The sequence below is a fragment of the Pseudoalteromonas sp. S554 genome (genome assembly GCF_005930865.1).
Taxonomy (GTDB): Bacteria; Pseudomonadota; Gammaproteobacteria; order Enterobacterales; family Alteromonadaceae; genus Pseudoalteromonas; species Pseudoalteromonas marina.
Genome location: NZ_PNDV01000119.1, coordinates 1 through 13,555, shown reverse-complemented (window position 1 = coordinate 13,555; position 13,555 = coordinate 1). Strand labels below are relative to the sequence as shown.

Annotated in this window: 11 protein-coding genes; 4 read left to right on the top strand and 7 right to left on the bottom strand. The window is 39.9% G+C overall.

The annotated features are described in order from the left end of the window. Positions 1-56: 56 nt before the first annotated feature. Positions 57-1,634: a glutamine-hydrolyzing GMP synthase gene (gene guaA / locus CWB65_RS18790; RefSeq protein ID WP_138741226.1), complete on the bottom strand. Its 1,578-nt coding sequence runs from the start codon at positions 1,632-1,634 to the stop codon at positions 57-59. 96 nt (positions 1,635-1,730) lie between these two features. Beyond that, positions 1,731-3,200 carry an IMP dehydrogenase gene (gene guaB, locus CWB65_RS18785; protein WP_008130378.1) on the bottom strand — a complete coding sequence of 490 codons (1,470 nt, stop codon included), beginning with the start codon at positions 3,198-3,200 and terminating at the stop codon, positions 1,731-1,733. Between the two features lie 147 nt (positions 3,201-3,347). On the opposite strand from guaB, the gene xseA reads away from it, so the two are divergent. Further along, positions 3,348-4,679 (top strand): exodeoxyribonuclease VII large subunit, encoded by a 1,332-nt coding sequence (xseA, locus tag CWB65_RS18780; RefSeq protein ID WP_138741225.1) that lies wholly within the window; start codon positions 3,348-3,350, stop codon positions 4,677-4,679. Here the strand turns inward: xseA and CWB65_RS18775 are convergent. From CWB65_RS18775 to CWB65_RS18765, 3 genes are all read right to left on the bottom strand, one after another. Continuing rightward, the gene (locus tag CWB65_RS18775; protein ID WP_138741224.1) at positions 4,676-5,356 is read right to left on the bottom strand and encodes a hypothetical protein; all 681 of its coding nucleotides are present in this window, start codon (positions 5,354-5,356) and stop codon (positions 4,676-4,678) included. The two genes, xseA and CWB65_RS18775, sit on opposite strands and share 4 nt — an antisense overlap. A gap of 35 nt (positions 5,357-5,391) precedes the next feature. Further along, entirely contained in the window at positions 5,392-6,210 is an 819-nt protein-coding gene (cysE, locus tag CWB65_RS18770) for a serine O-acetyltransferase (RefSeq protein WP_006791922.1), read from the bottom strand. 141 nt (positions 6,211-6,351) lie between these two features. After that, positions 6,352-7,278, bottom strand: coding sequence for a sensor domain-containing diguanylate cyclase (locus tag CWB65_RS18765; RefSeq protein WP_138741223.1), 927 nt, complete (start codon positions 7,276-7,278; stop codon positions 6,352-6,354). A 302-nt stretch (positions 7,279-7,580) separates the two neighbouring features. Between CWB65_RS18765 and CWB65_RS18760 the strand changes: the two genes are divergently transcribed. Then, entirely contained in the window at positions 7,581-7,988 is a 408-nt protein-coding gene (locus CWB65_RS18760) for a hypothetical protein (protein ID WP_138527740.1), read from the top strand. 1 nt (position 7,989) lies between these two features. Beyond that, a complete protein-coding gene (locus CWB65_RS18755; RefSeq protein ID WP_010555809.1) occupies positions 7,990-8,310 on the top strand; it encodes a helix-turn-helix transcriptional regulator in 321 nt (106 codons plus the stop codon). Positions 8,311-8,481: 171 nt separating this feature from the next. Here CWB65_RS18755 and CWB65_RS18750 read toward each other — a convergent pair whose 3' ends face one another. After that, the gene (locus tag CWB65_RS18750; protein WP_138741222.1) at positions 8,482-11,361 is read right to left on the bottom strand and encodes a M16 family metallopeptidase; all 2,880 of its coding nucleotides are present in this window, start codon (positions 11,359-11,361) and stop codon (positions 8,482-8,484) included. A gap of 257 nt (positions 11,362-11,618) precedes the next feature. On the opposite strand from CWB65_RS18750, the gene CWB65_RS18745 reads away from it, so the two are divergent. Further along, on the top strand, positions 11,619-12,575 hold the full coding sequence (locus CWB65_RS18745) for a methylenetetrahydrofolate reductase (protein WP_138741221.1): 957 nt from the start codon (positions 11,619-11,621) through the stop codon (positions 12,573-12,575). 85 nt (positions 12,576-12,660) lie between these two features. Here CWB65_RS18745 and CWB65_RS18740 read toward each other — a convergent pair. Further along, the coding region (locus CWB65_RS18740; RefSeq protein ID WP_138741220.1) for a response regulator at positions 12,661-13,555 on the bottom strand (895 nt) is incomplete at its 5' end.

The window sequence follows — 13,555 nt, the reverse complement described above, 5'->3', positions numbered from 1 at the left end:
GCATGCTAATTCGCCGTTTTTATCACTTTAATTTACATAACTAAATGCAGGGTAAATTATTCCCACTCAATAGTTGCCGGTGGCTTACCAGAAATATCGTAAACAACGCGTGAAATACCATCAATTTCGTTAATGATACGGTTAGAAACCACACCCAAAAACTCATACGGTAAATGTGACCAACGCGCAGTCATAAAGTCGATAGTTTCAACACAACGCAGTGACACAACCCAATCATATTTACGTGCATCGCCCATAACCCCTACCGACTTAACAGGTAAGAATACAGTAAACGCTTGGCTTACTTTATGATAAAGCTCGGCTTTGTGTAGCTCTTCAATGAAAATAGCATCTGCACGGCGAAGTAAATCACAATACTCTTTTTTAATTTCACCAAGTACACGTACACCTAAACCAGGACCAGGGAATGGGTGGCGGTAAAGCATGTCGTACGGTAAACCTAGCTCTAAACCAATTTTACGTACTTCATCTTTAAATAACTCACGAAGTGGCTCAACTAGACCCATTTTCATGTCATCTGGTAATCCGCCCACATTGTGGTGAGATTTGATAACGTGTGCTTTACCTGTAGCAGATGCTGCTGACTCAATAACGTCTGGGTAAATGGTACCTTGACCTAACCATTTAGCATTCTTAAGTTTTTTAGCTTGCTCATCAAATACATTAATGAAAGTATGGCCAATAGCTTTACGCTTATCTTCTGGATCTGACTTACCGGCAAGGTCAGCTAAAAATTGATCTTCAGCATCAACCTTAACAATGTTTAAACCAAACTTGTTGCCAAACATGTCCATTACTTGCTGACCTTCGTTTAAACGAAGTAAACCGTTATCAACAAATACACATGTTAATCTATCACCAATGGCACGATGAATAAGCATAGCTACAACCGATGAATCAACACCGCCTGATAAGCCTAAGATAACTTCGTCGTCGCCAACGGTTTCTTTAATGCGCTCAATGGCATCATCAATAATTTTTGCTGGAGTCCACAGTTTTTCACAACCACAAATATCAATAGCAAAGCGCTCTAATAAACGTTGCCCTTGATGAGTGTGCGTTACTTCTGGGTGAAACTGTACGCCGTAAAAACGTTTTTCTTCGTTAGACATAGCAGCATGCGGACACGTTGGTGTTTTAGCTGTAGTGCTAAAGCTTCCTGGTACTTCCATTACTTTATCGCCGTGGCTCATCCATACGTCTAAAACGCCATTGCCGCCATCGGTAATATGATCTTCAATTGCATCAAACAATGCACAGTTGCCTACCTTTTCAACTTGCGCATAACCAAACTCTTTTTTATCAGAGCTGTGAACACTACCACCAAGCTGAGTAGCCATTGTTTGCATGCCATAACAAATGCCTAATACAGGAACGCCTGCATTAAACACATACTCAGGAGCGCGCGGGCTGTTTTCAAGTGTGGTTGACTCTGGGCCACCAGAAAGAATAATACCTTGTGGGTTAAATTCGCGAATTTGCTCTTCAGTCACATCCCATGCCCACAGCTCACAGTAAACACCAATTTCGCGTATACGGCGAGCAATTAGCTGAGTGTATTGTGAACCAAAGTCTAAAATGAGAATTCGTGAATCGTGAATATCTTTGCTCATGGAGTATCTCGTAAAGTAGATGCTAAATTCCACTAATTTGCTTAGTGGCTATTAAAGAGGGCTGGTAAAGCCAGCCCCGTAATTTCAAGTCGTTGTTTAACCTAAGCGGTAATTTGGTGCTTCTTTGGTAATTTGCACATCATGAACATGCGACTCACCCATACCTGCAGATGTAACACGCACAAACTGAGGCTTAGTGTTTAGCTCTTCAATTGTTGCACAACCCGTTAAGCCCATTGCGCTGCGAAGGCCACCTACCTGCTGGTGAATAATAGTCGCTATTGGCCCTTTATACGCTACGCGACCTTCAATACCTTCAGGTACTAACTTGTCAGCTTCGTTTGATTTTTGGAAGTAACGATCTGATGAACCTTCTTTTTGGTCCATCGCGCCTAAGCTGCCCATACCACGGTATGATTTGTAGTAACGCCCTTGGTATAGTTCTACTTCGCCAGGCGCTTCTTCGGTGCCTGCGAGCATTGAGCCCACCATTACACACGATGCACCCGCAACAAGCGCTTTCACAATGTCGCCTGAAAAACGAATACCACCATCGGCAATCACTGGAATGTCGCGGCCTTTTAAGCCATCAACTGCATCTGAAATAGCCGTGATTTGTGGAACACCACAACCGGTAACAATACGGGTTGTACAAATAGAACCAGGGCCGATCCCTACTTTTACTGCATCAACACCGGCATCAGCTAGCGCTATTGCTCCCTCAGCAGTTGCAACGTTACCCGCTACAATTTGAAGATCTGGATAAGCCTGACGAGTTGCAGATACGCGGTCAATTACACCTTGAGAGTGGCCATGAGAAGTATCGATAAGTAATACATCAACACCCGCTTCAACTAATGCAGCAATACGCTCATCAGTACCCGCACCAACGCCTACCGCAGCACCTACACGTAAACGACCTAACTCGTCTTTACATGCATGTGGTTTATCTTGCGCTTTTTGATAATCTTTTACGGTGATCATGCCTTTAAGTTTAAACGCATCATCAACAACTAAAATCTTCTCAATGCGGTGTTCGTGCATTAAACCTAAAATTTCTTCGCGAGCTGCGCCTTCCTTAACGGTAACTAGCTTTTCTTTTTTAGTCATAACAGTCGAAATTGGCTGTTCAAGTTTTGTCTCAAAACGCATATCGCGGCTTGTAACAATACCTACTAAAGTGTTTTCTGGGTCGGTAACTGGAAAGCCTGAGAACCCTTTTTCTTCAGCAAGGTCCATAGCATCTGCAATTGTTAAATCAGCAGTCACTGTTACCGGGTAAGACACAATACCCGCTTCGTAGGTTTTAACTTTACGTACGTTTTTCGCTTGTTCTTCAATAGTCATGTTTTTATGAATAAAACCAAGACCACCTTCTTGCGCAAGGGCAATAGCTAAACGAGCTTCTGTAACAGTATCCATAGATGCTGAAATAAGCGGCAAGTTAAGTTTGATACCACGCGTTAAGCGAGTTGAAATATTTGCCGTGTGTGGCAAAACAGTAGAATGACCTGGTACTAAAAGTACGTCATCAAAGGTAAGAGCTTCTTTAGCAATTCTAAGCATTTTGGCAACTTCTCACATGTGGATCTAAGATAAGGAATTGCGGCCAAATTTTAACAGCGTTATAGGCATTCGTAAATAATATTTCGCAAATATTTATGATAAACTTCCCTTATAACTTGCCTCATAAATAGTTTTAGGTTGTTTTTTATGCTTTCAAAGCCTTCGCAAACGGTTTATACCGTCTCGCGCCTTAATAGAGAGATCAGAACAGTACTAGAGCAAGGCTTTGCTTCATTAGTGCTTACCGGTGAAATTTCTAATTTTATTGCGCCAGCTTCTGGGCATTGGTATTTTTCGTTAAAAGATGACAAAGCACAAATTAAAGCGGCTATGTGGCGAGGTAATAACCGAAGCCAAAGTTACCGCCCAGAAAACGGCGCACAAGTAACAGTAAAAGCACGCGTATCACTTTATGAGCCCCGCGGCGATTACCAGCTAATTGTTGAACATATGGAACCGGCAGGCGAAGGCCAACTCAAGCAAGAGTTTGATGCGCTAAAAATGCGTCTTGCTGCTGAAGGACTGTTTAGCTCTGCATACAAAAAACCACTGCCGCAAAATATAAACCGTATTGGTGTAATAACCTCTGCAACGGGCGCAGCTATAAAAGATATATTAACCGTACTTAAACGCCGGGCACCGCAATTAGAAGTCATTATTTACCCAGCTATGGTGCAAGGTAAAGAAGCCCACATACATTTGATTAACCAAATAGAGTTAGCCAATGCACGCAACGAAGTAGACATACTTATTTTAGGGCGCGGCGGTGGTTCACTTGAAGATATGTGGTGTTTTAACCACGAACAACTCGCCCGCGCTATTCATAACAGTGATTTACCTATTATAAGTGCCGTAGGCCATGAAATAGACACCACAATCAGTGATTATGTTGCCGATATGCGGGCCCCTACCCCCTCTGCGGCGGCTGAGCTTGTCAGTCCTAACACGCAAGAGTTGCATAGCAAAGTAACCCAGCTTATTAACCGCTTAAATAATGCATTTAAACATAGTAGTGCAGATAAGCGTGCACTCGCAACCCAATTGCAACATCGTTTAAATCTATGCCACCCGCGCAATCAGCTAAATCAAAAAGCGCAGCGATTAGATGAGTTAAGTATTGCCTTACAACAAGCTATGCAAAGCCGGTTGTACCAACAAGAGCGCACGCTTAATAATTTAACGCCACGTTTAATGCGTCAATCTCCCGACAAAAAGCTAGCGCAAGCTTCTCATCAGCTGTCGCAGTTACAAGCAAGATTAAACCAAGCTATACAACAACAATTACAACAAGCCAATAATAGCCTGGCATTACAAGCAAGTAAGCTAGATTCGGTAAGCCCGCTTAATGTTTTAGCACGCGGTTATAGCATCACTAAAACACAACAAGGGAAGGTGGTTAAATCTGTGGGTCAAATTAAAACCGGTGATGTTTTAGTTACAGAGCTGGTCGATGGCTCTGTAAAGTCAACAGCGCTTTAAAGCTCTGTTGCCATTAGTAACGTTAGTTCGGTGTCGCTTGAAGTAGAGGTTGTTCTTTTAAATTGCAACCAAAGCTTTTGCTTCATTAACTTATCGTTTAGCTCTCGCCATTGGGTATGATCGAATGAATCGTTATCCGTTGGCGCTGCAAGTTTAAATTTACAAACCGATGTTTTACATTCTGCGCTGACAATATCAGGTATCGATGCTAAATCTGCGGTAAGTAAAAAATCCTGTAATGCGGTTTCAGTTTGATAAGCCCACTCTTCATCACGTTGTTGTTCATCAAACTGTGCCTGTAAAGCGGCTTGCACATCATTTGGAGCTCGCAACTGCTTGACCAAACTTTCCATTACCGACTTTTGCTGAGCTAATTGCAGCTTAAGCTGTGTAACTTGCTCTTCTAGGGGAAGCTCATCAAGGAGTTGTGGATCTGGTTTAGGGGAAATATCTTTTTGCTCTAAGCGAGCACTTTGCTCAGGAGCAGCTGGTACAACAAGCTCTGCTGTTGCTTCACTTATTTTAGCTGGCTGAACAAGAGGGGTCTGCTGCTTTGTATCAGCATGCTGTACCTTTGCGGGAGTTGAGTCACTTGAAGCCAAACTAAAATATCCCCAAGTTAAACCCACACCAGCAATAAACCCAATTCCAAGGATTAAAACGTTATTTTTGTTCATATTAATTCCTTTTAAGTTTTACTCTTTATTCTATGTCACAGCATAGCGCTGGTATGCGATTCGTTTTCTGGCTCTGGTGTAGCTAAAAAGTTTTGGTTCATACTTTGCGCAGGACACGGGCATTCAGGCCTGCCAATAATTTTGGCCGGTACGCCAACGGCCGTTGTATGAGGTGGCACAGCAGTTAATACCACCGACCCTGCACCAATACGTGCGCCCTCACCCACTTCAATATTACCCAGCACTTTTGCACCTGCGCCAATTAACACACCCGCTCTGATTTTAGGATGACGATCGCCCTGCTCATTACCTGTACCGCCAAGCGTAACCGATTGCAGTATTGATACGTTATCTTCAATGACTGCCGTTTCACCAATAACAATACCCGTTGCGTGGTCAAACATTATGCCTTTACCAACCTGACACGCAGGGTGAATATCTACGCCAAACACCTCTGAGGTACGGCTTTGAATAAAACGCGCCAGTTCTTTACGGTTTTGTTGCCATAGGCAATTAGCTAAACGGTGAGCCTGAATAGCATGAAACCCCTTTAAATTTAAAATAACAGTCAGGTAGGTTTCTGCGGCAGGGTCTCTATCTTTTACAGCTTTAATGTCTTCTGCGACAAAAGACAGCATGCGATCGCATTTTACAAATGATTGATCGAATAATTCACGAATAGTAAATGCAGATACAACAGCATCGGCCAACTTGTTAGCAACAATAAAGCTTAACGCCGAACCTAAACACTCATGGTTCAAAATACATGAATAAACATGACTTGCTAAAAGTGGTTCGCGAGTGACGACTTCATTTGCTTCACTTCGAAGCTGTTGCCAAATTTCATGACGCATAATACTGAACTGCCTTAAATTGATATAAAAAGAGCCTTTTGCTAAGTCTAACGGATTTAAAGCTCAAGGTGTTAACGCCTTAGTTATTTGTTCTGGTTATTAGGTATAACAAAGCACATTTAACAACTAAGTATTTAAAATTTAGTCAACCACGGTTAAATCGGCTGCACATACTAAATTTTTACCCGCAGTTTTTGCTTTGTATAATAAGTCATCGGCTTCTTTAACCATATTTTGTATTTTATAACTGTTACAAGGAATAACACTTGCCAGCCCAACACTAACAGTAAGTGTTTTACTTGGTAATGACAGCGCATTACAAATATTAAGCTGCTTTAGCTGCTCCACAATAGCATTAATAATTATTGTAGCTTGCTCTGAGTTTGTGTTGCCATAAACAAGTACAAACTCCTCTCCGCCAAAACGTGCGCAAATATCACTGGGTCTTTTTGTATATTGCTTAAGGACTGCCGCAACTTGTTTTAAACACTCATCACCTTGTTGATGGCCATAAGTGTCGTTAAGTAGCTTAAAGTCATCTAAATCAATTAATGCCAATGAAAGAGGCATGTTTAAACGCTTGCACCTATTCCATTCTTGCTCTAAAAAGCTATCAAAATAACCACGATTAAATATATCAGTTAGCCCATCAATATTGGCCAGTTTCTGGACTTCTTCAGCGAGCTTTCGCTCTGTAATATTTTGATGCGTAATTACATAATAAAAATCAGTACTGTACTTAAATGGTACTACACGCATCATAAACCAGCGTTTTTCATCATCACTATGGCATGGGTATTCTAAGTAAAACGCTTCTTGCTCTGCATTAATAACAGCATTAATTCCCTTCAATGCCCTTTCGCCTATTTCGTAACCGTTGTCTGCGGCTTTTTTACAGGTAAATAAATAATTTTCTTTTTCCCAAGCACCGCATGAGCAGTCATTTTCTTCACCAAAGTTTTGCCATCCTTTATTTATAAAAACCATTTCTCCTTCTTTATTAATTACAACAACCTGCTCTGGCATAGTGTCCAAAACTAACTTTAAAAATAATTTATCATCTAGCACGCTTACCTTCAGACTTATAAGAATAATTGTCTGAAAGTATATGTACTTAGCGTTTTTTTGACAAAAATAAATGCGTACTTTTCTTTAAATTTATTATTTACTCAATCAAAGAATAAAAATGATACGACAGCAACACTCATTTTAAACCTGAACGAAAATTAAATAAAACACATTAAAATCAGTAGTTAAACACACATGACATACACAGTGTCATATGCCAAACTGCTCACTGGCATATTCATGACGGCGTAAAAAATAATAATAAACGCTAAATTAGCATCATCTACTCAACAAGGATAACGATGATGAAAAACGACATATTAAATACTAAAAAACTCGGCTATAAATTTTATTTTCAAGATGGCGACAATCAAATAGCCTGTTTTGGAAGTTACTTTACTGGTAAAGAAGAGGTGTACATAAATGATGATTTATTTAGTAAAAAGCGCAATGTAAATTGCACAAGCACCCACTCTTTTGATTTTGAGAACTCACAGTACCAAGTAAAGTTTGACATGCTCAACATACTCACAGGGCGAATGGAATGCACACTTTATAAAGATACAAAAGTCGTTGCCAAACAAATTCAATGCAGTCTTCCTGACGATCCTAAAAAGGCTTTCTTTTTTATTGCTGGTTGCGCATTAGGCGGTGCAGTGTTTGGCTATGCAACTGCAACCATTGTTGAACTATTTGTAGGGAAGCTTTAACGTGCAATTAAATCCTACAACTGTTAAATCACTCAGAGGCCAGTTAAATTGGACTCAGCAGCAACTTGCTGACGCCTGCGATGTTAGTTTAAGAACAATTCAACGGGTAGAGAAAGAAGGTGCAGCATCAAAAGAAACAACAATGGCTTTATGTGCTGTATTGGAAGTACGCCAAGGTGAATTAATTAAACTTGAAGATAACACTAACTCTTGCGATGTTAGTCCAGCTTTAAACACGCGTAATATAACCTCAATTTTAGCACTATCGTCAGTAGTCAGCTTTATATTGGGGATGATCACTGTATTTTTTATAATGAGTTGAGGCGCTAAAAAATGTCAGAACGTAAAGAAAAAGAATTACGAGGCCATATCACATTAATAGCCATAATAAGCGCAGTAATAATTTTAGGGTTAGGGATAAAGGTTGGCTCAATGCTATAAAAAAGCCCCAAACGTGGGGCTTTTAATTATCTACAAGTCGTTTTTTTAAGGTTTATTTAAAAACACTATCAACTTTCACTACTTCAATATTGTTAGCCGGAATAGCTAATGCGTAATCGGCAATAACTTTATCCTCTGCAACAAGCGCCGCTGGTTTTTCTGTGTTGTAAACCATTGGCGATGTTTGCTCTGACACTAAACGTTTTTTCATATCTTCACCGTCACCGGTAATAAACACGTACTGCACGTTATCGGTTTGTAGATTATCTTTAATCACCCGATTCACATCAGCAAGCGTTAGCTTTTCAAGTTTACTTGTTACGTATTTTACAAACGATTCAGTTTTATAAAATTCGCTATCAAGTGCATAACCTAGCTGGCGGTTTTGACTTGCTACAAGCTGCGGCACGTAGTTAATTAAAAAGTTACGTGTTGCCTCAAAGTCTTTTTCTGTTAAGCCGTTTTTAATAAGCTTATCCAGCTCAAATAATGCGGTACGCGTTGCAAAGTGCGCGTCGTTGTTAGAGCGAAGTGGGCGCAACCATACTTGGAATATTTGCTCAGAACGCCCTAAATTTGCATCAGGCTTAGTTTGAAACATACCACGTGGGAAGTATTCAATATATGCGTAATCACCGTAATTCATACCGCGCGTTTGACGAATTCGCTCATATAAGTATGAGTTAGAACTACGATGCTCACCAAAGTACGAACGCACAAGCCAAAGGGCAGTCCAATCTTCGCTGCTGCGAATAGTATCAATTGGGAAGCCAAACGACACTGCCGTCGATTGCGCTGATTTTTCTACAATCGTTGCATGATGGCCTTTAAGCTCTGGCGCATCAGGAATACTTAAACGGTTTTGCTCGCCTTTAGGTAAGGTTGCTAAATCGCTCATAATATTTGCTTTAAGCGCTTTTGGCACGGCGCCAATTAAACCCAGTGTTAGTTTAGATTGAGTAAGCTCTGAATTGTAAAATGCTTTTACATCATCAAGCGTTAATGCTTCTAAATCAGAAATATCACCGTAGTTGTAGCTTTCGTATGGGTGGCCTTTGTAAAGCGTGCTGTAGAGTACCTCTTTACCTAGCTCTTCATCGTTAGATGCTTTTAATCCTGACTTAATACCGTCGATCATTTCTTTTTTAAGGCGTTTAAAGTCATCGTCTCTAAAGCCTGGATTAAGTAATTGTTCGCTTACAAGTGCATACCAAGTTTCAGCATTGTCTTTATGAATACGCCCTTGGAACGACAGCATTTCTTTGTCAATCTGGTAACCAAAACTACCTGCAAGCGGATAAAGCGCTTTTTGAATTTCTTTGTAGCTGGTGCTTTGCGACCCACCTTGAGCAAGCATTGCGGCGGTAAGCGCAGCTACACCTTTTTTACCTTGAGGATCAGCAGCTGCCCCTGTATTAAATAAAAAGTTTACATCAATCAGCGGCGAGCTATTGGTTTTATCAAGCACTTTAAATACAGGTGCCTCTGGGGCTTGTTCAAGTTTTGCAACTACTGCACTTAAACTCGCCTCTTCTGCAAACCCCGGTGCTTTATCAAGTGCCGACATAGTCACGGTAGTACGCGTGTTATCTACAAAGTATTTATTGGCAACCGCTTTAATATCTTCTGCTGTGATGTTGTCGGCTGATTTATAAAGCTGGTTAATAACCTCAGGGTCGCGCTCAAAATGCATGTAACTTGCAAGCGTTGATGCAATTGCTTGCGACGAATCTAAACCATTAATAAAGCCATATTTAAGGTTAGACTTTAAGTCACTTAATTTTTGTGCGTCGACCAATTCTGTTCTGGCTATTGCATAAGTGCGGTTAATTGCATCACGCGCTTTTGCTAAATCATCAGCGTTTTCTACTTTTACAAATACATGCAGTAAGCCTGGATCTTTGGTTTCTGGATTATAAGTAAACATTTGACTCGCTATTTGTTTATCAACAACGAGCTCTTGATATAAATCTGAGTTACTTGAAAAATAAAGCTGCGAGATTAAATCAAGTGCAGATCTGTCTTTTTTAGCGGGTTCCCACGCAGCACCTTTATACGATACCAATAGCCAATGCCCCGGCAAGGCTTTATTTTGTTCATGCAAATATTTAGGAGCTTGCTGTTTTGGCTCAGCTTTAATATCGGCAACGTAATTGCCTTTTTCCCAACCACCCCAGTGTTTTTTAACCATTGCCATTGTGGCTTTTGGGTCAACATCACCCACAATAACTAGCGATACATATTCTGGCTTATAAAACTTATCAAAAAACTCTTTACCGTAAGCCATTTGGTCTGGCATGGCTTCTATGTCTTCAAAAAAGCCCATTGTGGTGTGTTTGTAAGTATGCTTTTCAAAAGCCTCTGCACGCACAGCACTTAATAACTTGCGAATCGGGCTGGCGTTATTTTTTAAGTACTCACCTTTTACCGTCAATGCTTCGGTTCTAAATTGCTCTTCGGTGTAGGTTAAGTTTTGGAAAATATCAGCTTCAATCTCAAGTACTTTATCAAGGTGCTGCTTTGAAAAGTTTAAATGGTAGTTAGTGTAATCGTTGGTAGTGTATGCACGGTTATCAACCCCTGCATTTTTGAATATGGCGGTGTATTCGTCTTGCGGAAATTTTTTAGAGCCTTTAAATACCATATGTTCAAAAAAATGAGCAAAACCAGTTTTACCCGCTTCCACTTCATTGCGCGAGCCAACAGAAACCGGTATTTGCAGCGAAACGACATCAGGGTAATCCGTTTTTACAACCATTACACGTAAGCCATTCTCAAGCTCTTCAATTAGGTAATCTTGTGAAAAAACACGGTCATCAGCTTTTTTTATTTGTTCTTGTTTTGCTGTTTGCGTCGTTTCATTTTTTTGCATTGCACAGCCAGTTAAAGCGAGTGATACCGCAAGGCTTGTTGCTAATAATTTAAATTTCATAATTGTCCTTTAGTAAATTGAGCAAAGTTGTTGTCAAAATATTTACAATTTCACTACTAATTATGCCCCAAAGCCAATGAATATAAGAGCCCTCAGTCGCTTTATTATGTAAACAACTGTGTCATGCACTTAATTTAGGAACTCCTTTGTATGAATAATCCTCACGTTGCTTGAAAAACTTTCACTTAAAAAATCTATCTAGACGTCTAAATGGCTGCTATATTAAATCTATCAACCATTGAGCTGGAATGAGGATTATGGCTTTATCACTTCAAGAGAAAATTGAGGACACTAATCAAGGTGTTTATCTTATTGGCACAACGCCACCCAAAATAGGCACTGATAAAGCGCAGTTAAAAACCATTGCAGAAAAACTATTAGGCCGCTTACACGAAATTGAATACGACGGTGTTGTAATTTACGATATTCAAGATGAGAGTAGCCGTACTAATCAGGCTCGTCCGTTTCCATTTAAACAAACGGTTGATCCGCGTGAGTACAGTAAGTTGCTAAAAGACTTATCACGCCTAGATGTAATTACCTACAAAAGCGTAGCGCAACGCGGTGAGGCTGAATTTAAAGAGTGGCTAGATGAAACTAAAAACGAGTTTGATTTAAAAAATGTCGTTTTAGTAGGTAGCCCATCGTCGGAAGGTGATATTAAACTAAGCCTACCTGACGCTTATAAGACATTAGCTAAGCAAAGTGATGACTTCTTTTTAGGAGGCGTTACCATTGCAGAGCGACATGCAAGTAAACGTAATGAACACGAACGCTTAATAGAAAAAACAACACAAGGTTGCCAATTTTTTATATCGCAAGCGGTTTATAATGCTCAAGCTACTATTGATTTAATAACAAGTTACGCGCGTACCTGCAAGGCACAAGGCGTTACACCAAAACGTATTATACTAACGTTTACGCCGTGTGGCGGTGAAAAAACCCTAGAGTTTATGCAGTGGTTGGGTATTTCAGTACCAGAGGCGACCAAATGGCGCATGCTTGACGCAGACAACACCTTGAGTGAATCGGTGCGTATTTGCCGCGAAAATCTCGATTCAATTTTAAAAAGCTGTGCACACCTAGACGTGCCACTGGGTTTAAACATTGAAAGCTTAACAAACCGTAAAGAAGAAATTGACGCATCAATTAACCTATACCGTTTATTAAAAGCAACTATGGAGCTCAACCTAGCTGAGAAACAAATAGCGTAAAGTTAAACTAATTTACACCCTTCTTGGCAAGCTAATGCTTGCCTTTTTTACCTCACCAGCTTATTAAGTAAACAACTCAAAAAAATTAAATACACACCCACTTTGCTATTACTTCAAACATACTTTCAACCTTAATGGGCTTTGAAATATAGCCATTCATACCGCAGTCTTGCGCCTTTAATAAATCCGTTTCTCTTGTATTAGCAGTCATTGCAATAATGGGTAAATTTTTAAACTTTGCTTGTTTTTTTATTTCTGTGGCTGCGTTATAACCATCCATTCTAGGCATTTGGCAGTCCATTAACACACCATCGTAAGTTTTATGTTTTAGCGCATCTAATGCCTCAAGGCCATCGTTAGCAATATCAACAATTAAGCCATTTTTACGTAGTATTTGTGTAGCTACTTGTTGATTGAGCGGGTTATCTTCAACCAATAAAATATGAATACCTTGCAGTTTTTGTAGTGTGTTTTGTGTATTTAAGCTCTGTTGTGATTCTGGTTTTTTTAGTGTTTTTATATGCATAATTTGTAAAAGTACGTTATGCAAAGTACTTTTAATTATTGGTTTTATGAGTACTTTATAAGTGTTATTACCAAACCCTAGTAGGCTTTCGTTTAGCGCTTTATTTTCACAAGGCGCTATTACAATTAGCTTTTTTGCATTTAATTTAAGCTTATTGCGCAAAGACTGCGCAGCACTATCATGATTTAAATTTAAAGTTCGCCAATCTATAAATATAAAATCGTAATCATGTAGAATGCCTAGCCGGTCTAATACTTGGTTGATGTTGTTTACAGTGTCAAATTTTACTTCAAAACCTAAAAGCAGCGTTTGTAATGATGTTAACTGACTATCTGAACTCTCAATAACAAGTGCTCGCTTGGCTCTAATTTGTGATATTTCAAACTCATTTTGCTTAGTCGAATAATTTAGTGGAATAGTAAAACTAAAGCAGCTCTGAATCGCCCCGAGTTCA

Coding starts and splice junctions, on each gene's coding strand:
- cysE (WP_006791922.1), bottom strand. CDS start 6,210: ATGCGTCATGAAATTTGGCAACAGCTTCGAAGTGAAGCAAATGAAGTC.
- guaB (WP_008130378.1), bottom strand. CDS start 3,200: ATGCTTAGAATTGCTAAAGAAGCTCTTACCTTTGATGACGTACTTTTA.
- CWB65_RS18760 (WP_138527740.1), top strand. CDS start 7,581: ATGATGAAAAACGACATATTAAATACTAAAAAACTCGGCTATAAATTT.
- CWB65_RS18750 (WP_138741222.1), bottom strand. CDS start 11,361: ATGAAATTTAAATTATTAGCAACAAGCCTTGCGGTATCACTCGCTTTA.
- CWB65_RS18775 (WP_138741224.1), bottom strand. CDS start 5,356: ATGAACAAAAATAACGTTTTAATCCTTGGAATTGGGTTTATTGCTGGT.
- guaA (WP_138741226.1), bottom strand. CDS start 1,634: ATGAGCAAAGATATTCACGATTCACGAATTCTCATTTTAGACTTTGGT.
- xseA (WP_138741225.1), top strand. CDS start 3,348: ATGCTTTCAAAGCCTTCGCAAACGGTTTATACCGTCTCGCGCCTTAAT.
- CWB65_RS18745 (WP_138741221.1), top strand. CDS start 11,619: ATGGCTTTATCACTTCAAGAGAAAATTGAGGACACTAATCAAGGTGTT.